Raw genomic sequence first — 24,684 nt, forward strand, 5'->3', positions numbered from 1 at the left:
CGCCAGCATTAAGCTGGCGTTTTTGTTGGTGCGTTGTTAGGCCAAAATATTAACGAACGATAATCCCTAACAAAATACCTAGCGCACCAAAGTCAGAATCGCTGAAGGTGGTGTTAGCAAAACCGATATCACCCAGCACTGGTAACAAGAATACTGGCAAGAAGGTAATCAGTAAACCTTGAGCGAAGGCACCCAAAATTGCCCCACGACGCCCACCAGTTGCATTACCAAATACCCCTGCCGCTGCACCCACGAAGAAGTGCGGCACCACACCTGGGATAATCACTGTCATATTCAGCAGATATAACGCGAACATACCGATTAAACCTGCGGCAAAGCTGCTCAGGAAGCCAACCAATACTGCGTTAGGTGCATAAGGGAAGACGACCGGGCAATCGAGCGCTGGCTTGGCATTCGGAACCAGTTTGTCAGAAATGCCTTTGAATGCTGGGACAATCTCGGCAATCACCATGCGCACACCTTGCAGAATGATGTACACGCCAGCCGCGAAGGTAATGGATTGCATGATCGAGAACATGAACCAGTTTTTACCACCGCTGAGCTCTTTCACCACATCCGCACCAGCAAACAAGCACGTCACCAGGAAGATGATACTCATGGTAAAGGAGATAGCAACCGGCGTGTCGCGCAAGAACAGCAGACTTTTCGGCACATTCATGTCTTCAGTCGAATGTTCTTTATTACCGAACTTGCTGCCGATGAAACCGGCCAGTACATAAGATAGCGTTGAGAAGTGGCCGATTGCGACGTCGTCAGAACCGGTAACTTTCTTCATGTACGGATGTGCAATGGCTGGGAAAAAGACCATTGCCACGCCAACAACCAGAGAGCCGACGGCGATAAGCGTAACGCCGCTCATGCCTGCAGTTGCCAGAATCACCGCCACCATCATCGACATAAATAACGTGTGATGACCGGTCAGGAAGATAAATTTCCACGGTGTGAAACGGGCAATCAAAATGTTGATGACCATCGCGAAGAACATAATCATCGCCATTTCTTTACCGAAGCTTTTCTGCGCAACGGAAACAATGGCTTCATTGTTCGGCACGACACCTTGAATACCAAAGGCGTGCTGGAAAATGTTTGCGAAGTCACCCAGTGACGACACTACCAAACCCGCACCCGCGCCTAAAATCACAAAACCCATGATGGTTTTGACGGTGCCTTTAATACACTCGGTCACCGGTTTTTTTTGTGCAATCAGACCAATTAAGGCGATTAAACCGACCAGCACCGCCGGCTCGGAAAGCACATCGCTCATCAAAAAACGAAAGAAATCCATATCGACCCCTGCTTACAGTGCGCCTAATTCGGTTAATGCCACGGACAAACGTTCTTTCATGGCTTTCTTATCAATCATGTTTTCCAGAGCGACGATTTTGCCTGCTACAGACTGCGCGACTAATTGCTCGGCGATGTCTTTGGTGCCGACATAAATATCACTCGGCGTCCCTTTGGCAGAACCGAGGTCGACATGATCAACGTCAGCGTTGACTGACAGATCTTTTAGGATGCTTTTAATGCTCATTTCCATCATCAGACTGGTGCCTAAACCGTTACCGCAAACCACTGTAATTTTCATAATTGTTCCCCTGGATTAATAGCGCGCAATGACGGACAAAATGTCTTGCGTCGTTTTGGCCGTCAAAATGGCCTGAATGTCTTGTTCGTTATCGAATAATTGGGCGAGCTGAGAAATAGCTTCAATGTGGCTGGTGCTGTCAGTCGCAGCCAACACAATCAGTAATTTCACGGGATCGTTTTCATCGGCATCAAAATTCACACCTGAAGTAATCAGGGTCAGCGATAGTGATAGCTTGTTAGCCCCTTCTTCTGGTCGTGCGTGAGGCATCGCAATGCCAGGGCCAACTACATAGTACGGGCCGATAGCTTCATGAGAGCGGTAGATAGCATCAACATAACGAGGCTCGATCGAACCATTTTCAATCAATGGACGACATGAAATCGCCACGGCTTCGCGCCAATCTTTAGCCTGTTCTACTATCTGAACGACCTCTGCATTTAATAGATTTTTTAACATGCGATTGATGACTCCCGATGATAATTAACAGGAGAGTAGATATTTTACGCATCAATTAATGTGATGATTGTCTCATTTGATAGCGCTACCTGATAGCGCTATCAAGCTTTGTGATAGCGCTATCATTTCTCTGTCGTCGTGCTTTGGCTATATCCGGTTCCCGCATATACAATGCGATAGGATATTTGCTACCGTGGGCAAAGATCGGAAAGAAAGATGGTGAAATAAAAACAATGAAAACAGCTAGTTGTAATTTACCTGGGAGCCGGGATGGAAAAAACGCGTAAGCGCCGTGGTACCGGGCGAGTCACACTGCAAGAAGTCGCCAACTTTGCGGGCGTCGGAACCATGACAGTTTCCCGAGCGCTCAGAACGCCGGAGCAGGTTTCTGACAAGTTGAGGGAGAAGATAGAGCAAGCAGTGGAAGAGTTGGGGTATATCCCTAACCGGGCTGCGGGAGCATTGGCTTCCGGGCACAGCGATACCGTTGCCGTGCTGATTCCTTCTTTGACCGACAAAGCCAGTTCACGCTTTATGCAGTCGTTGCAGCAAGTGCTGAATAAAAATGAATTTCAGCTACTGCTGGGCTGCCATGAGCATAATCAGCATAAAGAAGCTGAAATCCTGATGACGTTGCTGCAAAGCAACCCCGCCGCGTTGGTGATTTTTGGTTCACAACTGGCTGAAAAGACCTATCAAATACTCGAGCGGATGAACATTCCGACCATTAACGTGGTGGGATCTCCTTTCAATCAGGCGCAGATTACCCTCGAGACTGCATTTTTTGAGGCAGCACATAAGCTGACCGAACACCTGCTGGATCAAGGCTACAAAAATATCGGTTTTATCGGGGCGCATATGGACAACCGCCTGCAACGCCAGCAACTGAATGGCTGGCACAAAGCGATGCTCAGCCGTTATCAAAACTCTGATCAAGTGATGACCACGCCGGATGCCGCCAGCTTACAGTTTGGTCGTTATGCGTTATCGGAAATGCTGCTGCGCCAGCCAGAACTGGATGCAGTGATATGCAGTCATGAAGAAATTGCGCTGGGAATGATGTTTGAGTGCCAGCGGCGATTGCTGAAAATCCCTGGCAACCTTGCGGTGGCTTGTCTCGACGGTTCTGACAGTTGTGATCAAACGCATCCGACGCTGACTTCTATTCGTATAGATTATAAAAAAATGGGGAAAGAGGCGGGTAAGTTGCTGATTGAGCTGTTGAATGACAACCAGGATGATGAATTAGAAGAGTCTCGCATTGAGCTATTCAATTACCAGATTGAATTACGTCAGAGTACATAAGCTTTAAAAGGCGGGTAATGATTCCTTACCCGCTTGATAAATTAATTGGTGATATCCCAGCCACGCGCGCGCCATAACACCGGCAACTGAGCTAAGTCAGTAAATGTTGTCACATTAGGATGTTCAATCGGCTTGTTATGCGGGTCGGCGCAAAAATAGAAAACTTCCATTCCTGCGGCGATACCAGATTGCGCACCAGCCATTGAATCATCCACCAGCACACAGTTTTTTACATCCACACGCATTGCGTCGGCGGCATGGAACATTAATGCCGGATCGGGTTTCCACGCCTGAATATCGTAACCGCTGAACAGTTTGTCCGGGAAATGGTCGAGCATGCCGGTTTTGCCCAAAGAATGCTGCATCTTGCTCACCGGGCCGTTGGAAACGATACACATCGGCACCTTGATTTGCGCAATTAACGCAGCAGCGCCTTCAATTTCCACCAGCTCACTATCGAACAGGCGTGAAACTTCTGCGCGATAAATGGGCTCCAGCTCTTCTTTTGCCAGGTTCACTCCATATCGGGCATTGATAGTGTCGATTATCTCGTAGAGCTTAATCCCCTTGAAGGTCTTGAATACCTCCTCGAGCGCAAGTTCAATGCCGTATTGCGCAAACATATGCACGTAGGCTTTGGAGCAAATAACCTCACTATCAACCAGCGTTCCATCGCAGTCGAAGAACACTGCATCTATCCGGGACATACCGCTTCCTTTTATTAAAGTGAATGGCCATCTTACCCAATTTGCGCAATTTTTGCGGCACGCAATCGTTGCCGTATAAGAAAATTCAATGAAAAAAAATGTGCGTGAGTCATTATGTTTTGTAATTTTTGGTATAGGATAGCGACGGATTTTCCCTCTCAATGTTCGGAATTAAGACTAATGAGCCAACCACAATCTACTCCGGCCGCAAATCCGGGGCTGCTCGAGCGCGTGTTTAAACTGCGCGAACACGGCACCACGGCCCGCACTGAAGTGATCGCCGGTCTAACGACCTTCCTGACGATGGTGTATATCGTTTTCGTCAACCCGCAGATCCTTGGCGCCGCTGGTATGGATACCCAGGCCGTTTTTGTCACCACTTGTTTGATTGCCGCATTGGGTAGCATCCTGATGGGTATTTTTGCCAACCTGCCAGTAGCACTGGCTCCAGCAATGGGCCTGAATGCGTTCTTCGCCTTTGTGGTTGTTGGAGCAATGGGTATCTCATGGCAAGTCGGTATGGGTGCCATTTTCTGGGGTGCCACAGGCCTGCTGTTGCTGACCATTTTCCGCGTTCGCTACTGGATGATTGCGAATATCCCGATGAGCTTGCGTGTGGGTATTACCAGCGGTATTGGTCTGTTCATCGGCATGATGGGCTTGAAAAACGCAGGGATTATTGTTGCCAACAAAGACACACTGGTGACTATTGGTAACCTGACTTCGCACAGTGTGCTGTTGGGTGCACTGGGCTTCTTTATCATCGCAATCCTGGCTTCGCGCAATATTCACGCCGCTGTGCTCGTTTCCATTGTGGTGACGACGCTTCTGGGCTGGTTGTTGGGTGATGTGCAATACCACGGTATTGTCTCTGCACCACCAAGCGTACTTTCAGTTGTGGGCCAGGTAGATTTAGCCGGTTCCCTGAACATTGGACTGGCAGGTGTAATTTTCTCCTTCATGCTGGTTAACCTGTTCGACTCATCCGGCACGTTGATTGGCGTGACTGATAAAGCGGGTTTGGCCGACGAAAAAGGTAAATTCCCCCGTATGAAGCAAGCGCTGTACGTTGATAGCGTATCTTCTGTTGCTGGCGCATTTATCGGGACGTCATCGGTTACCGCGTATATCGAAAGTACTTCTGGTGTGTCTGTGGGCGGGCGTACTGGTTTGACTGCGGTTATCGTTGGTCTGCTATTCCTGCTGGTTATCTTCCTGTCTCCGCTGGCCGGTATGGTTCCTGCTTATGCTGCAGCGGGCGCTCTGATTTACGTTGGGGTGTTGATGACTTCCAGCCTGTCTCGCGTGAAATGGGATGACCTGACCGAAGCTGTTCCGGCGTTTATTACCGCGGTGATGATGCCATTTAGCTTCTCAATCACCGAAGGTATCGCACTGGGCTTCATCTCTTACTGCGTGATGAAACTCGGCACCGGTCGCTGGCGTGAAATCAGCCCATGCGTGATTGTTGTGGCGCTGCTATTCATCCTGAAGATTGTGTTTATCGACGCACACTAGTTGATGTTGTGATGCGTTAAAAGAAAATAGCCAGTCATTGCGACTGGCTATTATTTTGTCTGCGATATGCCCCTGGCGGCTGATGAAATGTTCGCGTGAAAATGCGCGTAAACGTCTGTTGTGAATCAAAACCATATTTCAGGCCAATATCGTAAACCTTATAGTCGGTGTCGCGTAAATCACGCGCTGCCAGCCGTAATTTACGCTCACGGATGTACTTCCCGAGACTCTCGCCTTTGTACTGCATAAACAATCGCTGCAAGTGCCACTTCGAATAACCCGCATGATCGGCAATATCATCAATGCGTAATGGTTGATGCAAATTATCGTCAATCCACTGAACAATCGTGTCGATAACCTGAGCGGAAATTGTCATTTGTCCCCCTACGCGCTTTGCTTACATGGCACTGGTAGATTCCCACCAGGCACTAAATTGCTGTGCAGTGTCATTCACCCGAACAGGCTCACCCTGTTTAGGTGTTAACAGGCGGAAGTTTTTACCAGCACTCGCTTCAGCCAGGCTTTTGTAGGGTGCATCCCATGTGTGTTTTGCCAGTACAAAACGACCCGCGTGACCTGGCAATATGGCGAGAGCATTAAGCTCAACGGCTGCCCGTACTGTTTCTTCCGGCATCATATGAATGTTGTTCCAGTCCTCGTCGTACTGGCCATTCTCCATGATTGCCAAATCCACAGAACCAAACTGTTCGCCAATCGCTTTGAAATGCGGCCCGTAGCCAGTGTCACCGCTGTAATACACTTTGTGTTCATCGGTCACGAACATAAAACTCGCCCATAACGTTTGATTGCTTTTCAGGCTGCGGCCTGAGAAATGGCGAGCAGGTAAAACATACACGGTTAGCTCATTCGATACTTTTGCCGACTGATTCCAATCCTTCTCATGAATGATGTCGCTATTTATACCCCAGTAACGCAGGTGTGAACCGACTCCAAGCGGCGTAATTATCTGGCGAATTTTCGGTTTCAACGCCTTGATAGTGGCGTAATCCAGATGATCGTAATGGTCGTGGGAAATAATCAGCAGATCTATTTCTGGCATTGTCTCTGCGCTCCATGGGTAATCCCCTGGAAAGGCTTTATTCAGAAACGAAAAAGGTGCGGCGTAATTACTGAACACCGGGTCAATGAGAATGCGTTTTCCGGCGAGCTGGATATACCACGAGGAGTGGCCGAGCCAGACCATCGTGTCCTGCTCTAGTGGCAGATTGGCGAGGTCGGTTTTTACCAACGGTAACGGTTGCTGTGGGCGTGAATTTTCACGTCGAGCGGTTAAAAACTCCCACATTGCTGCCAGCTTACTTTTCTGCCCGGTATATCCAAGAGTTGGAACCTGGTTGCGGAACTGCCCATCCACGTAATTGGCAGACCGTTCTATTAAACTTAGACCTTCCCCTTGCGGAGCCTGACCAAACCCGGCGTTCAGGACAAAAGGTAAACTGGCTGCTGTTGCAATCAACATAATAATAACCGCGCATAACGAGAGACGTTTCATATCCTGGCCCGCATATTCGTCCCATCCAATGGCACGATGCTAACAAACTTGATAATGAGTGAGTAAGCACTCATTATAAGTGGGAAGTGATTACCGTCAAGTTGCTTTTCAAACTCTGATATTCAGCGTTGCAGTGGTGTAGTTAGCATGATTCAATTCGGCTTTCAGTATGTATGGGGTAAAGCGTTGTGGCTCGTCCGAAGAGTGAAGATAAAAAACTAGCGTTACTGGAAGCGGCGACTATCGCCATTGCCCAGTCCGGGATCGTTGCGTCTACTGCCCAGATTGCTCGTGGTGCTGGTGTGGCGGAAGGTACTCTGTTTCGCTATTTTGCTACTAAGGATGATTTGCTCAATGACCTCTATCTCCATCTGAAACAAGGCTTATGCGAGTCGATGCTGGCTAACCTTGAGAGGTCTTTGAAAGATCCGAAAGAATATACCCGTTATATCTGGAACAGTTACATCGATTGGGCAATCCACAATCCTCAGGCACATCGGGCAATTCGCCAGTTAGCGGTGAGTGACAAGATAGGCGAAGAAACCAAACAAAAAGTGACGGAAATGTTCCCGGAAATGCATGAGGTCTGCTCGCAATCTATCCTGAAAGATTTTAGCAGTGGCCCATATCGAGCTTTTAGCGATGCAATTTTTGCTTCATTGGCAGAAACGACGATGGAATTCGCCAGCCGTGAACCGGAACGGGCTAGCGATTTTAAGGCGCTGGGGTTTGAGTCGATGTGGCGCGCACTAGCGAGATAGCATACGCGCCATATTTGCGTCAGGCTTTAACGCGTTGAATGTAATCACCAAAAGCGGTGAGTTGCCCAGTCAGATGGTCGAGTGTGCTTTGATCGACTACTTCACCCGTTTGCGTATCTACTTTGTTCTGAATCACGCCACCCATAAATTCAGGTTTGTTCATTACCATCGCGTCGAGGAACACCAGAATCTGGCGCAGGTGATACTGGCAACGTGCGCCACCAATAGCGCCCATCGAGCTGGTTTGAATCAGTACTGGCTTACCGGCCAGTGGCTGCTCCGGTAAACGTGACAACCAGTCGATAGTGTTCTTCAGCCCACCGGGCACCGAGTAGTTATATTCCGGCGTAACAATCACGACACCGTCTGCGGCGCGAATTTGTTCGGCAATCGCTTCAACTGTTGCGGGGAAACCTTCTTCTTGCTGCATATCTGCGTCATACAGCGGGATGTCTTTGATGGACGGTAACGCGTCAATTCTCATTCCTGCGGGAGCGATTCTTGGCAAGGTGCGGGCAACCATGGCGTTAAACGAACCCTGGCGAAGGCTACCTAATAACGTGACTATCTTTAACGTGTCGGACATAGAAACTCCTTTTTGTCAGGACATTTAGGAAAGATCAGCTTTGGTGTACCGCTTTTTCTGACGACATACTGGTTAAGCGAATAATGCTGCCATTGGGATCCCGATAACGAGCTTTTACATCCCACAGGCTATGCCAATTTTGCGGGCTTTCAAACTCCCACAAGCTAAGTTTTTCGATCGCAGGCGATACCACGCATCCCCATACCAGCAACCCCTCCACGTCGCTGATTGCTTCAATTTCCGATTGATCGCTAACGCGAATACGCCCGGCTTCTGGCAGAAGCTGTAAATTTTCTTCGCGGCCAGTGAGTTTAAATGCGCTTTGATGTAGCGTGCGCAGCTGTGCTTTCGCCTCATCCGGATTTTTTTGATTGCTTATCCAGATGGATTCATTGCTGCGGAAAGTTGAACCTGAAGCAACGGAAGGAAGATAACCAAAAGATTGATTAATCTCGATATCTAACCCGCAGCGGCCTTCGGTTGTGACCAACACGCCAACTTTGTTCCCAGCATAAGAAATGCTGAAATCCATCAGTGAAGAGTCAGCAAAGTACGGGCGTCCTGCGACCGTAGTCGTAATTTTCGGCAGCTGTTGAATGCCATACAGCCTGTGCAGTAATTCGGCCAGCAGGCTGCGAGAAGCTAAAAATCGTGAGCGGCGATGCTCTGGCATTTGGCGAGCCTGGGCGTGACACTCTTCATTCAGCCGGCTCGAAAAGGGGGATTTCGGGTTGATAGTCCATCTTGCGAAATGCGTTGCCATTTGTCTCTCCTTGATAATCGGCAATGTACTTAGTTCTCGATTGTAGGTTTTTTAGGGGGGAAACGCACGGCCAGGAGTGTGTAAAAAACCATCAGCGTTATCAACTGTATGAATGTTTTGGTTTTAATGCTCATCAAGCTTAGCCATTTTAATAGCAAAAATTTCCGGCTTTAAATTACCGTAACGGGTAAAAAATCCCGCAACACAATGCGTGTTGCGGGATGTGTAAAAAGCGATTCAGAAGCTATCAAATCTACTTAATTCATAACATCGTTGATTATTAATGTGGCCGCATCTCACCCTGGGCATATTTAAGGGTGAAAAAGTGCGATATGACATGATGGCTTTAGCGATTAACTGAGCGTGCAATACGCGAATAGGTATGTCTGACGCCACGAATTGCCACACTGTAGGCCATAATATTCTCCGGCAGCGCCATCCCCATATAGCCGGTATCGCCAATATGATGCAGATCCGCCCCCGCCATTTTACTCATCAAGGCAATCTGGCGAACTGTACCAACGTCTGCACCCTCCTGAGATGTGCCGATCGCCGTCATCGCTAGCGCGCCGTGAGCATGGGCGCACTCGATAAGTGACGTGACTTTTTGCTGGCTCATTCCCGGCACCGTGCCTGGGGCGGGGATTAGCACGATATCAGCCCCTTGCGTGGCGAACCAGCGCACATCTTCCTCGCTGATAATCGCGCTACCGCTTTCCCTCACCACACCTGCGCCGTGCATTTTGCCAGTGATAATCACCGCATCGTTGCCCACGGCTTCACTTATTTCGCTCACTGCCAAACCCAAAGCCTGGTTACTGACGCCGTTGTTGGGATTGCCTGTCAGTACCAGAATTTTTGCTCCCATCTCTACCAGCCTACGGGCATTTTCTGCTGTGGCGGCACGGCCTGGTTTCATTTTCCAGATATCGTCATGTTCAACAGCGAATTGAGGATCGACCGCCTCCAGGTTAACGCCGATGATGCGTCCGGTCAGGCGTTGCAGTTCATGCAGCGTCTGATCCGCAGCGATGCCGGCAGGCATTCCCTGAATCTGTGGGTTTTCGCTATCAAACATGTTGATCAGCAGAATATCTGCCCCCTGCGAGGCGGCAAGTTCTGCGTTAGTGACATTGTTCAGCAGCGGCTGGGTAACCGCGATAGTTTCACTAACCATGATGCGGCCTTCACTGGCACGAATCGCATACAGCAGCGCAGCTTTATCCATACATGTGAAGTCAGAGGCGCAGCAGTCCAGTAAACGTTTATGTGTCATAAAACGACATCCTCCTATTTATTAACTCATTCACGAATTCACTGATATCTTTTAGTACTAACTATGTACCATTTATAAACCATATGTGTACATTAAGTGATCCTTGATGTGATTTACCATAAATAAAAGATTATTTTGTGGTCGAAATTTCGCTATTTATGTATTTCATGGAGTTGCAATGGTGACATGTGAAGGCAGGTGGATAAGAATTGGTCCATATGCAGTCGAGCTTAAAAGAACATAAGGAGGGGGGAAATGTCCTCAGCACAGATTCCCGTATTTCATCTGGACGACACCAGCGCGATGCCGCTGTACATGCAACTGGTCAACGCCATTAAGGCTGAGATTGCAGCGGGAAAAATGCGTCCCGGAGATGCCGTGCCATCTGAACGTGCGTTGGTCGATATGCTGAAGATCGCGCGTGGGACGGCACGTAAGGCGCTGCAAAAACTGCTGGAAGAAAGGGTGATTATTCGCAACCAGGGCTCGGGTACCTTTATTGCGCCACACGTACGTCAGTCGTTGCCGTTGCTCGAAAGCTTCAGCGAGATGGCCGACGCCTGCGGGGGGAAGGCGCAAAGTGAACTGGTTGGCTACCTTCGCCGGGCGCCGACTCTGGAAGAGCAGCGCATTCTGCAATTGCAGGAAGGAAAAAACGAGGTGGTGGAACTGACTCGATTGCGCAAAATTAACGGCATCGCTGTTTCACTGCAAAAGGCCATCCTTCCGGCTTGTCTTCTTAGTAAAATCAATGAACTGGATGAATCGCTTTATCAGCATCTGGAGAGCAAAGGTGCGCCAGTATTACGGGCGAGTCAGCGCTTTCACGCTGTGGGGGCGGATAACGGATTGGCACACTATCTAAATATTCGTGAGCATGAGCCTATTTTGCTGGTGACACGCACCGGTTACACCCATAACGACAAGCCGGTCGAGCATACACGGACGTGGTGTCTGAATGACTATTATGATTTCACGATTGAATTACACCGAAATGTATTGTGACTGCTGGCCGATGTATCGAAGAGAGAATTAAAGAACATCCAGGAATTTGGGCACAAATGGACCACGACGGACAATAAAAACCCGCATCAACATAACGTTAACGCGGGTTAGTGAACACCCACCCACAAATACGGATATGAGCTTATTTACCGATACAGAAGCTCGAGAAAATGCGACCGAGCAAATCATCAGAGGTAAATTCACCGGTGATTTCGCTCAGACTCATTTGGGAAAGACGTAGCTCTTCTGCCAGCAATTCTCCGGCCCATGCACCCAGAAGCTGTGCTTTGCCTTGTTGCAGGTGAGTTGCCGCCTGCTCCAGTGCTTGCAGGTGACGGCGACGCGCCAGGAAACCGCCTTCGATATTAGTTTCAAAGCCCATGCTCTGTTTTAGATGATCGCGCAGTACATCTACGCCTTCACCGGTACGCGCAGAAAGGCGCACAAGTGAGTGACCATTCACATCGCTTAGACCCAGCGTTTCGCCAGTAACATCGGCTTTGTTACGCACCACAGTAATCGGCAAACGTGCGGGTAAGCGGGCAATAAAGTCGGGCCAAATATCTGCAGGGTCAGTGGCATCAGTTGTTGTGCCATCAACCATAAACAGTACGCGGTCGGCTTGTTCGATCTCGTTCCATGCACGTTCGATGCCGATGCGTTCAACTTCGTCGCTAGCTTCACGTAAACCGGCAGTATCAATAATGTGCAGTGGCATACCGTCAATGTGGATATGTTCGCGTAACACGTCGCGCGTTGTTCCGGCAATATCTGTCACAATCGCGGCTTCACGTCCGGCAAGGGCGTTCAACAGACTCGATTTTCCGGCATTTGGTCGCCCGGCAATCACAACCTTCATCCCTTCGCGCAGCAAACTGCCCTGGCGTGCTTCGGCGCGTACTGCGTCCAGATCGTCAATCACCTGGTTCAGTTGCGCTTCAATTTTCCCGTCAGACAGAAAATCAATTTCTTCATCAGGGAAATCGATCGCCGCTTCGACGTAGATGCGCAGATGGGTTAGAGCTTCAACCAAATGGTTTACGCGTGCAGAAAATGCACCCTGAAGCGAATTTAATGCGGAACGGGCTGCTTGCTCGGAACTGGCGTCAATCAGATCGGCAATGGCTTCGGCCTGAGCCAAATCCAGTTTGTCATTCAGAAATGCACGCTCGGAGAACTCACCAGGTCTTGCGATACGCAGGCCTGGGAGAGCCAGGATACGCTTTAACAGCAAGTCGAGGATAACAGGGCCACCGTGACCCTGAAATTCCAACACGTCTTCACCGGTGAAGGAATTGGGACCTGGGAACCACAGTGCGATGCCTTGATCCAACACACTGCCGTCCGCATCACGGAATGGCAGGTAATCGGCGTAACGTGGTTTAGGGAGTTTGCCCAGAATCGCCTGTGCGACATCGCGAGCATGAAGGCCTGAGACGCGCAGGATACCGACCCCACCACGTCCCGGCGGTGTCGCCTGGGCAACGATTGTCTCGTTATGGCTCATTGTTCTCTCTCAGACTTTGAGTAGAAAAGAAAAAGGCGGTCTAATGACCGCCTTTCGTAAGCTTTTAGCTAATTTCTATCAGGTCTTTTTCTTATCGCGGCTGTGTAAGCCACGTTTCTCAAGACCGCGATAAATCAGCTGCTGCTGGATGATGGTCACTGTGTTACTGACGATATAGTACAGTACCAGGCCTGACGGGAACCACAGGAAGAACACCGTAAAGATGACCGGCATAAAGGTCATGATTTTCTGCTGCATCGGGTCGGTCACAGTGGTAGGCGACATCTTCTGAATGAAGAACATCGTCAGACCCATCAGGATCGGCAGGATGTAGTACGGGTCTTGTGCAGACAAGTCATGGATCCACAGTGCGAACGGCGCATGGCGCAATTCCACAGAACCCATCAGCATGTAGTACAACGCCAGGAAGATTGGCATCTGGATAACCAGCGGGAGACAACCGCCCAACGGGTTAACCTTCTCAGCTTTATACAGCGCCATCATTTCCTGACTCTGGCGTTGCTTGTCGTCACCAATACGTTCACGCATGGCCGCCAGTTTCGGCTGCAACATACGCATTTTCGCCATGGAGGTGTACTGCGCTTTAGTCAGCGGGTACATGATGCCACGAACGATAAAGGTGATAACGATAATGGAGAAGCCCCAGTTACCGATGAAGCTGTGGATAAATTTCAACAACTTGAACAGCGGCTGAGAAATGAACCACAACCAACCATAATCCACAGTCAGGTCAAGGTGTGGCGCAACAGCAGCCATTTTGTCCTGAATTTCCGGGCCAACCCACAGGGTGCTACCCAGTTGAGCTGTTTGGCCTGGCTGAACGAGTTGCGGAGCAGATTTATAACCAATCGCTGCCACATCGTTGTTCAGTTTGGTGGTGTAGAAGTTGTTAGTACCCGTACCATGTGGAACCCAGGCTGTTGCAAAATACTGCTGCAACATCGCTACCCAACCATTGTTGGCATTAACGTTCAGGTTCTCACCGTCAGCGATTTTATCGAATTTATATTTTTCGTATTTCGCTTCTGGCGTTGAGTACGCAGCACCGCGGAAGGTATGCAACGCAAAGTTGTTGCTTCCGGTATCACGGTGTGACGGCAAATTGATGGACTGCTTCAACTGACCAAAGGTAGCCAGTTCCAGCGGTTTCTCACCGGCGTTCTTCACATTGTAATCCACGCTTACCGCGAACTCGCCGCGTTTCAGGGTGAAGGATTTAGTGAAGGTATTGCCCGCCGCATCGGTATAAGTCATTGGAATAACGAGTTCGCTCTGGCCTTCTGGCAGGACGAAGCTATCGCTATCAACGCTATATAGAGGACGCTCACCGTTAGCTGGGTTATCCGGGCCATCGCGACCGGTCAGGCCACTTTGCGCCTGATAGACAAACTCTGGCGTAGTTTCCAGTAACTGGAACGGCTCATTGGATTTGAGCTCTTTCGGGTAGGTTAGCAACTGTGCCTGCTCAACATCACCACCACGGGTGTTGATGGAAAGCTCAAGGACGTCAGTTTTAACCGTGATGATTTTCCCTTGGCCACTGGTCGGCACACCCTGGCTTGCGGCGTTACCTGCTGCGGTGGTCGTAGTCTGCGTGGTCTGCTGCACCTGAGATTTTGGAGCGTGGTCCTGCTCCCAGGCTTGCCAGATCATGAAAGACACGAACAACAAAGCGATGAGAAAAAGATTGCGTTGCGAATCCATCGTTAGTGTTCTCTGGTATCAAAAGGTCCAGGTGGGACGGGATCGTCTCCACCGGGGTTCAAAGGGTGGCATTTTAATACGCGTTTCACTGTCAACCAACTGCCTTTTAACACCCCAAACCTGCGCAATGCCTCAATTCCGTAGTGAGAACAGGTTGGAGTAAAACGACAATGCGGCCCGAGAAGCGGGCTTATCAGGCGCTGATAGACCTTTATCAGGCCTATCAAGAGCCGGGAGACAGGCGACAGTGACGGCGCCATAACTTTTCCAATGCTTCCGATAAAGCCCGGTTATCCAGGTCTGCAACCCCTTTCTTAGCCACTACCACGAAATCCATTGGAGGAAGATCGTGCTGACGCAAACGGAAACTCTCACGCGTCAGACGTTTAATCCGATTGCGTTCGTGTGCACGTTTAACATTTTTCTTAGCGACTGTAAGACCGATGCGGGGATGCCCCAGCGAATTTAGGCGGCCGAGGATGGTGATTTGCGGCGAGCCAGCCCGTTGAGGTTGCTGGAAGACGAAAGTGAAGTGAGTGGGAGTTAACAAGCGTAACTCCCTGGGAAATGCGAGCTTAACCACTCAGGGGTTAGCTTTTATTACTTAGAAACGGTCAGACGAGAACGGCCTTTAGCACGACGACGTGCCAGTACCTGACGACCATTTTTTGTAGCCATACGAGCACGGAAGCCGTGTGAACGGTTGCGCTTCAGTACAGACGGTTGAAAAGTGCGTTTCATGGCGATTTCTACCTAAACTTGGATAAATTTCACTGGGTTAGCGCAAAGCCTTGCATGAACTGCAAACGACCAACGCCTCAGTGTGGCTGATTAAAGAGGCCGGATTGTAATAATTGTACACTCCGGAGTCAATTCTCTTTCCTTAATTCCCGCACCTTTATTCGCTTTTTGACCCTTAAAACGACCAGGATCTGACCAAAATAAAGTCGTGGTGACACGCAACGGGTGGGGAATTATACGGCGTCCCTAGTAAAGCGCAAGGATCGTTGGGGATCTTACTTAGATCTGTTAAGACGATTTTGTGCGCGAGTCAGTAAATTTTCCAATATAGGAATGTAACGCACTGCGCGTTTGGCAGGATCGTTTACACTTAGACTCCACAAAATAGCCCTGTGGATAAATCGGGAAGAAACTGTGAGAAACAGAAGATCTCTGGCGCACTTTAGGCTATGATCCGCGGTCCCGATCGTGATCCTTTAGCGTTCACCCTGGGGTAAACCGCAGATAGCGGTTCGCACGCTTCCCGTACCGGGGTTCCGATAAGGAAGAGTCGGCGTGTGTCAACAATCATGAATATAAACTTTCAGTCTTCGTCATTTTATCGACTTTGTTCGAGTGGAGTCCGCCGTGTCACTTTCGCTTTGGCAGCAGTGTCTTGCCCGATTGCAGGATGAGTTACCAGCCACAGAATTTAGTATGTGGATACGCCCCCTACAGGCGGAACTTAGCGATAACACGCTGGCCTTGTATGCGCCAAACCGTTTTGTCCTCGACTGGGTGAGAGACAAATACCTCAATAACATCAATGGCTTGCTCAATGATTTTTGTGGTAACGATGCACCCGTACTGCGTTTTGAAGTAGGCAGTAAACCGGTTAGCCAGGTATTGAGCCAGCAGACTGTTGCTACTACCGCCCCAGCGCACATTGCACGCCCTACAATGCATCATCGCCCAAGCTGGGATAACCTCCCGGCTCCGGCTGAACAGCTATATCGCTCTAACGTCAACGTAAAGCATACGTTTGATAACTTCGTTGAGGGTAAGTCTAACCAACTGGCTCGCGCGGCGGCGCGTCAGGTGGCTGATAACCCAGGCGGTGCGTATAATCCTTTATTCCTTTATGGCGGCACAGGTCTGGGTAAAACGCACCTGTTGCATGCTGTTGGTAACGGCATTATTGCGCGCAAGCCGAATGCGAAAGTGGTGTATATGCACTCCGAACGCTTTGTGCAGGACATGGTTAAAGCGCTGCAAAACAACGCTATTGAAGAGTTCAAACGTTACTACCGTTCTGTTGATGCGCTGCTAATTGATGATATTCAATTCTTTGCTAATAAAGAGCGCTCACAAGAAGAATTCTTCCACACCTTCAACGCCCTGCTTGAAGGCAACCAACAGATTATTCTGACTTCGGATCGTTATCCAAAAGAGATCAACGGAGTTGAGGATCGTCTGAAATCCCGCTTTGGTTGGGGGTTAACCGTTGCCATCGAGCCGCCAGAATTAGAAACGCGTGTTGCGATCCTGATGAAAAAAGCAGATGAAAACGATATTCGTCTGCCGGGTGAAGTCGCTTTCTTTATTGCTAAGCGTTTGCGTTCAAACGTGCGTGAACTTGAAGGGGCATTGAACCGTGTCATTGCCAACGCCAACTTTACTGGCCGGGCAATTACCATCGACTTCGTGCGTGAAGCATTGCGTGACCTGCTCGCGCTACAAGAGAAACTCGTCACCATCGATAATATCCAGAAGACGGTGGCAGAGTATTATAAAATCAAGATTGCTGACCTGTTGTCCAAGCGTCGTTCCCGCTCTGTTGCCCGTCCACGTCAAATGGCTATGGCTCTGGCGAAGGAACTGACAAACCATAGCTTGCCAGAAATCGGCGACGCCTTTGGTGGCCGCGACCATACTACGGTTCTGCACGCCTGCCGTAAGATTGAGCAGTTACGTGAAGAAAGCCACGACATCAAAGAAGATTTCTCCAACTTAATCAGAACATTATCTTCGTGACGCTATGAAATTTACCGTTGAACGTGAAACTTTATTAAAACCGCTGCAACAGGTGAGTGGCCCATTAGGTGGCCGTCCGACGTTACCGATTCTCGGCAACCTGCTGTTGCAAGTCGCGGAAGGAACGCTTTCATTAACAGGTACTGACCTGGAAATGGAGATGGTGGCGCGTGTCGCTTTAGTGCAACCGCATGAGCCGGGCTCTACAACGGTGCCTGCGCGTAAATTCTTCGACATCTGTCGTGGTTTACCAGAAGGCGCGGAAATAGCTGTTCAGCTTGAAGGCGACCGTATGCTGGTGCGCTCTGGGCGTAGCCGTTTCTCGCTTTCAACGCTACCGGCGGCGGATTTCCCAAATCTGGACGATTGGCAGAGCGAAGTTGAATTTACGCTCCCGCAAGCGACCATGAAGCGCCTGATTGAAGCCACGCAGTTTTCAATGGCGCATCAGGACGTTCGCTACTATTTGAACGGCATGTTGTTTGAAACCGAAGGTGAAGAATTGCGCACGGTAGCGACCGATGGTCACCGTCTGGCGGTATGTTCTATGCCAGTTGGCCAGACTTTGCCTAACCATTCGGTGATCGTGCCGCGTAAAGGCGTGATTGAGCTGATGCGTATGCTCGACGGTGGAGATACACCGCTGCGCATACAAATTGGCAGCAACAATATTCGTGCGCACGTCGGCGACTTTATCTTCACCTCTAAACTAGTTGATGGCCGTTTCCCTGATTATCGCCGCGTATTGCCGAAGAATCCGGACAAACATCTGGATGCCAGTTGTGATTTGCTGAAACAGGCGTTCTCACGTGCAGCTATTTTGTCGAACGAGAAGTTCCGCGGTGTTCGCCTTCAGGTGATTGCAAATCAGTTGAAAATCACAGCCAACAACCCGGAACAAGAAGAAGCCGAAGAAATTCTGGACGTCACCTACGACGGCACAGATATGGAAATTGGTTTTAACGTCAGCTATGTGCTGGACGTTCTGAACGCGCTGAAGTGCGAGAACGTACGCATTTTGCTGACCGACTCTGTTTCCAGCGTGCAGATTGAAGATGCAGCCTCTCAGGCCGCGGCGTATGTTGTGATGCCAATGAGACTGTAGATGTCGCTCAACAGGCTGTTAATTAAAGATTTTCGAAATATAGAAAATGCGGACTTGGCTCTCTCTCCTGGCTTTAATTTCCTGGTGGGAGCCAACGGAAGTGGTAAAACGAGCGTGCTGGAGGCGATTTATACCCTCGGGCACGGGCGCGCTTTTCGTAGTCTGAAAATTGAGCGCGTTATTCGTCATGAACAAGAATCCTTTGTTCTGCACGGGCGTATACAAATTGGCGAGCGAGAAACCGCAGTCGGCCTGACTAAAGACCGTGCGGGCGATAGCAAAGTGCGCATTGACGGCAGTGACGGCCACAAAGTGGCTGAACTTGCACTGCTGATGCCCATGCAGCTCATTACCCCCGAGGGATTTACCCTGCTCAACGGTGGCCCTAAATACCGTAGAGCTTTCCTCGATTGGGGATGTTTCCACAACGAACCAGGATTTTTTGTCGCCTGGAGCAATCTCAAGCGCCTACTAAAGCAACGTAACGCTGCGTTGCGACAGGTAACGCGCTATGCGCAACTGCGGCCATGGGATCAAGAGCTTATCCCACTAGCGGAGCAAATTAGCCGCTGGCGTGCCGAGTACAGTGCAGCCATTGCCGATGACATGGCTGATACCTGTGCGCAATTTCTACCGGAATTCTCGCTTAACTTCTCCTTCCAGCGCGGCTGGGAGAAAGAGAGTGACTATGGCGAGCTGCTGGAACGCAACTTCGAACGCGATCGAATGTTGACCTACACCGCCCACGGCCCCCACAAAGCTGATTTTCGGATCCGTGCTGACGGTGCGCCGGTAGAAGATACATTGTCGCGCGGGCAGCTTAAATTACTGATGTGCGCCTTACGACTGGCGCAGGGTGAGTTTCTCACCCGACAGAACGGGCGGCGTTGCCTGTATCTGATAGATGATTTTGCCTCTGAACTAGATGATGCACGTCGTGGTCTATTAGCCAGCCGGTTAAAGGCGACGGAATCACAGGTTTTTGTTAGCGCGATAAGCGCAGAACATGTGATGGATATGGCGGACAAAAATTCGAAGATGTTCGCCGTGGATCAGGGTAAAATAACGGATTAACCCAAGAATAAATGAGCGAGAAACGTTGATGTCGAATTCTTATGACTCCTCCAGTATCAAAGTCCTCAAAGGGCTGGATGCGGTACGTAAGCGCCCGGGAATGTATATCGGTGATACGGATGACGGCACCGGTCTGCACCACATGGTATTTGAGGTCGTAGATAACGCTATCGACGAAGCACTTGCCGGTCACTGTAAAGACATCGTTGTCACCATTCATGCTGATAACTCTGTCTCAGTAACCGATGATGGCCGTGGTATTCCTACCGGCATCCACCCGGAAGAAGGTGTGTCTGCAGCCGAAGTTATTATGACCGTGCTTCACGCCGGTGGTAAGTTCGATGACAACTCCTACAAAGTTTCTGGCGGTTTGCACGGCGTGGGTGTTTCTGTTGTTAACGCCCTGTCTCAGAAGCTGGAACTGCTGATTCGCCGCGAAGGCAAAGTGCACAAGCAAACTTACGTTCACGGTGTGCCGCAGGCACCACTGGCGGCAACGGGCGATACAGATGCAACCGGTACAGAAGTTCGTTTCTGGCCAAGCCACGAAACCTTCACCAACGTGATTGAATTTGAATACGACATTTTGGCTAAACGCCTGCGCGAACTGTCGTTCCTGAACTCTGGTGTTTCTATCCGCCTGATTGATAAGCGTGATGGCCGCCAGGACCACTTCCATTATGAAGGTGGTATCCGTGCGTTTGTTGAGTATCTCAACAAAAACAAAACCCCAATTCACCCAACTGTGTTCTATTTCAGCACTGAAAAAGACGGCATTGGCGTAGAAGTGGCGTTGCAGTGGAATGACGGTTTCCAGGAAAACATCTACTGCTTTACCAACAACATCCCTCAGCGCGATGGTGGTACTCATCTGGCCGGTTTCCGCTCGGCGATGACGCGTACGCTGAACGCGTATATGGAAAAAGAAGGTTACAGCAAAAAAGCGAAAGTTAGCGCCACCGGTGACGATGCCCGTGAAGGCCTGATTGCTGTTGTTTCTGTAAAAGTACCAGACCCTAAATTCTCTTCTCAGACCAAGGACAAACTGGTTTCTTCTGAAGTGAAAACCGCGGTTGAGCAGCAGATGAACGAACTGCTGTCTGAATACTTGCTGGAACACCCATCTGACGCGAAAATCGTCGTCGGTAAAATTATTGATGCGGCTCGTGCTCGTGAAGCAGCACGTCGTGCACGTGAAATGACTCGTCGTAAAGGCGCGCTGGATTTGGCGGGCTTGCCTGGCAAACTGGCTGATTGTCAGGAACGCGACCCGGCTCACTCCGAACTGTACCTTGTGGAAGGGGACTCTGCGGGTGGCTCTGCAAAACAGGGGCGTAACCGTAAGAACCAAGCGATCCTGCCGCTGAAAGGTAAAATTCTGAACGTTGAGAAAGCGCGCTTTGATAAAATGCTCGCCTCTCAGGAAGTGGCCACGCTGATTACCGCGTTGGGTTGCGGCATTGGCCGTGACGAATACAACCCGGACAAACTGCGTTACCACAGCATCATCATCATGACGGATGCGGACGTCGATGGTTCACACATCCGTACCCTGTTGTTGACCTTCTTCTATCGTCAAATGCCTGAAATCGTTGAACGTGGCCATGTGTATATCGCCCAGCCACCGCTGTACAAAGTGAAGAAAGGCAAGCAAGAGCAATACATCAAAGACGATGAAGCGATGGACCAGTATCAGATTTCAATCGCACTGGATGGCGCAACGCTGCACGCCAATGCCAGTGCACCAGCGATTGCTGGCGAAGCGCTGGAAAAACTGGTGTCTGAGTTCAATGCTTGCCAGAAAATGATTGGCCGTATGGAACGTCGTTACCCGCGTAACTTGCTAAATAACCTGGTTTACCACTCAACACTTGAAGAGGCTGATCTGGCTGACGAAAGCAAAGTGAGCGGTTGGGTTACTGCACTGGTTACCGCGCTGAACGAAAACGAGCAGCACGGCAGCACCTGGAACTCTCTGGTTCGCGAAAATCGCGAGCGCAACATCTTCGAGCCAGTGATTCGTGTTCGTACTCACGGTGTCGATACTGACTACCCGCTGGAGCACGAGTTTATCGTCGGTGGCGAATACCGCCGTATCTGTACTCTTGGCGAAAAGCTGCGTGGGCTTATCGAAGAAGACGCGTTTATCGAACGTGGCGAACGTCGTCAGCCAGTTGCCAGCTTCGAGCAGGCGCTGGAATGGCTGGTGAAAGAGTCCCGTCGTGGCCTGTCTATTCAGCGTTACAAAGGTTTGGGCGAAATGAACCCGGATCAGCTGTGGGAAACCACAATGGATCCACAAAGCCGTCGTATGCTTCGCGTTACTGTTAAAGATGCGATTGCAGCCGATCAGCTGTTTACTACCCTAATGGGCGATGCGGTTGAACCTCGTCGTGCATTTATCGAAGAAAACGCCCTGAAAGCGGCGAACATCGATATCTAAGTCAGATAATGCTGGTGGGCAATCTGCTCACCAGCATATCCACTGCCAGCCGGACTTTTAGCGGCAGATGGGGTGTCTGAAGCCATAGCGCATGAGTTTCATACACATTTTCCCGATAGCCTCGCAATATCCTCACCAGTTTCCCATTCTGCAACTCTTCTCCAATCAGCCAGCATGGCAGTAACGCAATGCCAAACCCTGAAATCGCCGCAGCGGAAATGGACTGTAATTCATCCATTAGCAAACGTGATTTGGGAACGAACTCTATTGTTTTGCCGTTATCCTGGGGAATAACCCAACGGTGCGTTACACCGGCATTGATATAGTTAATCACTTCATGCTGTGAAAGAGAGTCTATGGTTTGCGGCTCGCCGCGCCGGGCCAGGTAGTCTGGTGACGCACAAATCATCATGCGGTGCGAACCAATGCGACGAGCAATCAGGCCACTACTGTCCGGTAATTTTCCGTTACGGATCACCAAATCCAGCCCGTCTTCAATCAAGTCAGAAACTCTGTCGCTAAAAAGTAATTCCATTTTCAGTTCAGGATGCTGGCTTGCAAACTCTGTCAGCAACGGTGCGATGCACATTCTCCCATACAGCATTGGCATTGAGACTCTCAACCGCCCGCGAACAGTCTGTTTTCCGCTGTCGAGCAGCGCTTCAGCTGTTTGAATTTCTTCCAGGGCGCGCAGGCAGTGCTCGTAGAACAATGCGCCGTCATCAGTTAGTGCGAGGCTGCGCGTGGTGCGTTGAAAAAGCCGAACGCCCAGTCTTTGCTCGAGTTGAGAAATCGTTTTCCCGACTGCTGAACGTGAAAGGTGCAGGCGTGACGCCGCAAGTGAGAAATTACCTGCTTCAACCGCCGTAACAAAAACAGAAATCCCCTTCAGCTGCTCGCTCATCGTTTGTATCCATTTTGGAATCAATGTCTGGAGAATCTATCGCCACTGGTGAGTGCAGGTCAAAGATATACTTTCGATGGTGTGAATTAACCCTATCCAGAGGAAAGAATGATGAGTCAAACAATGCAACGCTGGTCTATGAACGCCGTTGGGCGCAAAAATTTGATGCTTTCAACAGACGCGATTCCCGCTCCCGGCCCTGGTGAGGTTTTGGTTCGGGTAAACGCGGTTTCACTCAACTATCGCGACAAAATGGTTATCGACGGAAATATGCCATTAGCGCTTCCCTTTCCTTTCACTCCCGCATCAGACATGGCCGGGGTGGTGGAAAGCATTGGCGAAGGTGTTACCCGTTTTAATCCTGGTTCCCGCGTTATCTCAACGTTTTCGCCCGACTGGATAGACGGCAAGCTAAACGGCAACGCCCGTACCCCGTCGTATCGCACTCTGGGTGGAATTTACCAGGGTATGATGGCGGAATTCGTCGTGATGAATGAAAGTTGGTTGGTTTCATCGCCTGCCAGTCTTGATGATATGCAAGCCAGCACGCTGCCGTGCGCAGGTCTTACAGCCTGGAGTGCACTTGTGGAGCGCGGTGGTGTTCGTGCCGGTCAATCCATACTGGTGCAGGGAACCGGCGGTGTGTCGATGTTTGCTCTGCAAATTGCCAAAGCCCACGGTGCTGAAGTCTTTGTCACCTCGGGCAGCGATGAAAAACTGGCTCGCGCCAAAGAACTGGGGGCTGATTACGGGATTAACCGGTTGCGCGGTGATTGGGTCGATGCAGTTTATGAACTGACCCAGGAACAAGGAATCGACCATATTATTGAGACGGTTGGCGGCGCGAATCTCGCAAATTCCCTGCGTGCGGTTGCGGTGCAGGGCCGTATTTCGGTAATTGGTGTTCTCGACGGTTTTGATATCTCTGGTTCGGCAGGCGATTTATTAACGAAAACTGCAACCATTCAAGGAATTATGGTCGGGCATCGCCGCGCGCTTGAAGACTTTGTTCGTGCTATCGACACAAGTGGTATCAAACCGGTCATCGAAACTTGCTACCGCTTTGACGAACTGCCGCAGGCGCTGGAGCATCTCGACCGTGGCCCATTTGGCAAAATCGTCTTAACCCGCTCGTGATTGACTACACTTCTATTGCACACTTCGTGATTGCAAAGAGGACAGGATCATGGGTTTATTCGATCAAGTTACTGGCATGATGGGGGGTGGCGATGCAGGTAAATTCAAAGTCATCCTTACATGGATTAATGAACAAGGCGGCATTCAGGCAATTCTTGAACGGTTCAGGGAAAAGGGTTTCTCTGATGTTGTCACCTCCTGGCTGAGTGGTGCGCATAATCAAAGCGTTAACCCTGAGCAGATACAAGAGGTAATGGGCACGCCCGCAATCAGCGAGTTGGCTGAAAAACTCGGGATTGATGTGGGAAGCGCATCTCAACTGCTGGCAGAGCAGTTCCCGAAAATTGTCGATACCTTATCCCCAGCAGGTGAAGTCGCTCACGACGAAGACTTGCTGACCAAAGGCTTCCATATGCTGAAGGATAAATTCTTTAGCTAAGAGAAAAACGCCACTCTTTACGGGTGGCGTTTGTTATTTAAAGGGGACTTTTTTGCGAGAAACGTAGCGCTATTTTTGAGAGCTTAATCGCGTTAGC

At 50.0% G+C, this 24,684-nt stretch carries 25 protein-coding genes; 10 read left to right on the plus strand and 15 right to left on the minus strand.

Translation table 11 applies throughout. The annotated features are described in order from the left end of the window. Positions 1-49: 49 nt before the first annotated feature. Genes FH968_RS06770 through FH968_RS06780 form a run of 3 tightly spaced genes read right to left on the minus strand, consistent with a single transcriptional unit; the run spans position 50 to position 2,065 of the window. Entirely contained in the window at positions 50-1,306 is a 1,257-nt protein-coding gene (locus FH968_RS06770) for a PTS ascorbate transporter subunit IIC (RefSeq protein WP_139878384.1), read from the minus strand. Positions 1,307-1,318: 12 nt separating this feature from the next. After that, entirely contained in the window at positions 1,319-1,606 is a 288-nt protein-coding gene (locus FH968_RS06775; protein ID WP_139878385.1) for a PTS sugar transporter subunit IIB, read from the minus strand. 15 nt (positions 1,607-1,621) lie between these two features. Further along, the gene (locus tag FH968_RS06780; RefSeq protein ID WP_139878386.1) at positions 1,622-2,065 is read right to left on the minus strand and encodes a PTS sugar transporter subunit IIA; all 444 of its coding nucleotides are present in this window, start codon (positions 2,063-2,065) and stop codon (positions 1,622-1,624) included. 270 nt (positions 2,066-2,335) lie between these two features. On the opposite strand from FH968_RS06780, the gene FH968_RS06785 reads away from it, so the two are divergent. Continuing rightward, the gene (locus FH968_RS06785; RefSeq protein ID WP_139878387.1) at positions 2,336-3,370 is read left to right on the plus strand and encodes a LacI family DNA-binding transcriptional regulator; all 1,035 of its coding nucleotides are present in this window, start codon (positions 2,336-2,338) and stop codon (positions 3,368-3,370) included. A 41-nt stretch (positions 3,371-3,411) separates the two neighbouring features. Here the strand turns inward: FH968_RS06785 and yieH are convergent, their stop codons facing one another. Beyond that, a complete protein-coding gene (gene yieH / locus FH968_RS06790) occupies positions 3,412-4,077 on the minus strand; it encodes a 6-phosphogluconate phosphatase (protein WP_139878388.1) in 666 nt (221 codons plus the stop codon). 180 nt (positions 4,078-4,257) lie between these two features. Here yieH and FH968_RS06795 point away from each other — a divergent pair, with 180 nt between their 5' ends. Continuing rightward, the gene (locus FH968_RS06795; RefSeq protein ID WP_139878389.1) at positions 4,258-5,595 is read left to right on the plus strand and encodes an NCS2 family permease; all 1,338 of its coding nucleotides are present in this window, start codon (positions 4,258-4,260) and stop codon (positions 5,593-5,595) included. Between the two features lie 34 nt (positions 5,596-5,629). On the opposite strand, the gene FH968_RS06800 is transcribed toward FH968_RS06795, so the two are convergent. Next, positions 5,630-5,971, minus strand: a complete 342-nt coding sequence (locus tag FH968_RS06800) for a RamA family antibiotic efflux transcriptional regulator (RefSeq protein ID WP_139878390.1) — start codon at positions 5,969-5,971, stop codon at positions 5,630-5,632. A 21-nt stretch (positions 5,972-5,992) separates the two neighbouring features. Then, positions 5,993-7,108 carry an MBL fold metallo-hydrolase gene (locus FH968_RS06805; protein ID WP_139878391.1) on the minus strand — a complete coding sequence of 372 codons (1,116 nt, stop codon included), beginning with the start codon at positions 7,106-7,108 and terminating at the stop codon, positions 5,993-5,995. Positions 7,109-7,296: 188 nt separating this feature from the next. Here FH968_RS06805 and FH968_RS06810 point away from each other — a divergent pair, with 188 nt between their 5' ends. After that, positions 7,297-7,869, plus strand: a complete 573-nt coding sequence (locus FH968_RS06810) for a TetR/AcrR family transcriptional regulator (RefSeq protein ID WP_139878392.1) — start codon at positions 7,297-7,299, stop codon at positions 7,867-7,869. A gap of 19 nt (positions 7,870-7,888) precedes the next feature. Here the strand turns inward: FH968_RS06810 and FH968_RS06815 are convergent, their stop codons facing one another. The 3 genes from FH968_RS06815 to FH968_RS06825 form a co-directional block, all read right to left on the minus strand. After that, complete coding sequence (locus FH968_RS06815) at positions 7,889-8,455, minus strand: NADPH-dependent FMN reductase (RefSeq protein WP_139878393.1); 567 nt, start codon at positions 8,453-8,455, stop codon at positions 7,889-7,891. Positions 8,456-8,489: 34 nt separating this feature from the next. Next, positions 8,490-9,218, minus strand: coding sequence for a 4'-phosphopantetheinyl transferase superfamily protein (locus tag FH968_RS06820; RefSeq protein WP_139878394.1), 729 nt, complete (start codon positions 9,216-9,218; stop codon positions 8,490-8,492). Between the two features lie 346 nt (positions 9,219-9,564). Continuing rightward, positions 9,565-10,494: a haloacid dehalogenase-like hydrolase gene (locus FH968_RS06825; protein ID WP_139878395.1), complete on the minus strand. Its 930-nt coding sequence runs from the start codon at positions 10,492-10,494 to the stop codon at positions 9,565-9,567. Between the two features lie 255 nt (positions 10,495-10,749). Between FH968_RS06825 and FH968_RS06830 the strand changes: the two genes are divergently transcribed. Beyond that, a complete protein-coding gene (locus FH968_RS06830; protein ID WP_139878396.1) occupies positions 10,750-11,499 on the plus strand; it encodes a GntR family transcriptional regulator in 750 nt (249 codons plus the stop codon). A gap of 142 nt (positions 11,500-11,641) precedes the next feature. Here the strand turns inward: FH968_RS06830 and mnmE are convergent, their stop codons facing one another. The 5 genes from mnmE to rpmH all read right to left on the minus strand — a co-directional run bounded on the left by mnmE (position 11,642) and on the right by rpmH (position 15,472). Beyond that, positions 11,642-13,006 (minus strand): tRNA uridine-5-carboxymethylaminomethyl(34) synthesis GTPase MnmE, encoded by a 1,365-nt coding sequence (mnmE, locus tag FH968_RS06835; protein ID WP_139878397.1) that lies wholly within the window; start codon positions 13,004-13,006, stop codon positions 11,642-11,644. A 78-nt stretch (positions 13,007-13,084) separates the two neighbouring features. Next, positions 13,085-14,731, minus strand: a complete 1,647-nt coding sequence (gene yidC, locus FH968_RS06840) for a membrane protein insertase YidC (RefSeq protein ID WP_139878398.1) — start codon at positions 14,729-14,731, stop codon at positions 13,085-13,087. 2 nt (positions 14,732-14,733) lie between these two features. Further along, positions 14,734-14,991: a membrane protein insertion efficiency factor YidD gene (gene yidD, locus FH968_RS06845; RefSeq protein ID WP_074388504.1), complete on the minus strand. Its 258-nt coding sequence runs from the start codon at positions 14,989-14,991 to the stop codon at positions 14,734-14,736. After that, the gene (gene rnpA, locus FH968_RS06850) at positions 14,955-15,314 is read right to left on the minus strand and encodes a ribonuclease P protein component (RefSeq protein ID WP_139878399.1); all 360 of its coding nucleotides are present in this window, start codon (positions 15,312-15,314) and stop codon (positions 14,955-14,957) included. The genes yidD and rnpA overlap by 37 nt, the downstream gene beginning before the upstream one ends. A gap of 17 nt (positions 15,315-15,331) precedes the next feature. Then, positions 15,332-15,472 carry a 50S ribosomal protein L34 gene (gene rpmH / locus FH968_RS06855; RefSeq protein WP_003849659.1) on the minus strand — a complete coding sequence of 47 codons (141 nt, stop codon included), beginning with the start codon at positions 15,470-15,472 and terminating at the stop codon, positions 15,332-15,334. A 627-nt stretch (positions 15,473-16,099) separates the two neighbouring features. Between rpmH and dnaA the strand changes: the two genes are divergently transcribed. Genes dnaA through gyrB form a run of 4 tightly spaced genes read left to right on the plus strand, consistent with a single transcriptional unit; the run spans position 16,100 to position 22,107 of the window. Beyond that, positions 16,100-17,485 carry a chromosomal replication initiator protein DnaA gene (dnaA, locus tag FH968_RS06860; protein ID WP_139878400.1) on the plus strand — a complete coding sequence of 462 codons (1,386 nt, stop codon included), beginning with the start codon at positions 16,100-16,102 and terminating at the stop codon, positions 17,483-17,485. A 4-nt stretch (positions 17,486-17,489) separates the two neighbouring features. Beyond that, positions 17,490-18,590 carry a DNA polymerase III subunit beta gene (dnaN, locus tag FH968_RS06865; protein WP_139878401.1) on the plus strand — a complete coding sequence of 367 codons (1,101 nt, stop codon included), beginning with the start codon at positions 17,490-17,492 and terminating at the stop codon, positions 18,588-18,590. Beyond that, complete coding sequence (gene recF, locus FH968_RS06870; protein WP_139878402.1) at positions 18,591-19,664, plus strand: DNA replication/repair protein RecF; 1,074 nt, start codon at positions 18,591-18,593, stop codon at positions 19,662-19,664. 28 nt (positions 19,665-19,692) lie between these two features. Then, entirely contained in the window at positions 19,693-22,107 is a 2,415-nt protein-coding gene (gene gyrB, locus FH968_RS06875; RefSeq protein ID WP_139878403.1) for a DNA topoisomerase (ATP-hydrolyzing) subunit B, read from the plus strand. A gap of 1 nt (position 22,108) precedes the next feature. Here gyrB and FH968_RS06880 read toward each other — a convergent pair whose 3' ends face one another. Continuing rightward, positions 22,109-23,011 (minus strand): LysR substrate-binding domain-containing protein, encoded by a 903-nt coding sequence (locus FH968_RS06880; protein WP_139878404.1) that lies wholly within the window; start codon positions 23,009-23,011, stop codon positions 22,109-22,111. A gap of 111 nt (positions 23,012-23,122) precedes the next feature. Here FH968_RS06880 and FH968_RS06885 point away from each other — a divergent pair, with 111 nt between their 5' ends. Together FH968_RS06885 and FH968_RS06890 are read left to right on the plus strand one after the other, a co-directional pair. Then, positions 23,123-24,148 (plus strand): NAD(P)-dependent alcohol dehydrogenase, encoded by a 1,026-nt coding sequence (locus tag FH968_RS06885; protein WP_139878405.1) that lies wholly within the window; start codon positions 23,123-23,125, stop codon positions 24,146-24,148. A gap of 49 nt (positions 24,149-24,197) precedes the next feature. Next, a complete protein-coding gene (locus FH968_RS06890; protein WP_139878406.1) occupies positions 24,198-24,587 on the plus strand; it encodes a YidB family protein in 390 nt (129 codons plus the stop codon). Positions 24,588-24,684 lie beyond the last annotated feature (97 nt).

The sequence above is a fragment of the Buttiauxella sp. B2 genome, assembly GCF_006376615.1.
Taxonomy (GTDB): domain Bacteria; phylum Pseudomonadota; class Gammaproteobacteria; order Enterobacterales; family Enterobacteriaceae; genus Buttiauxella.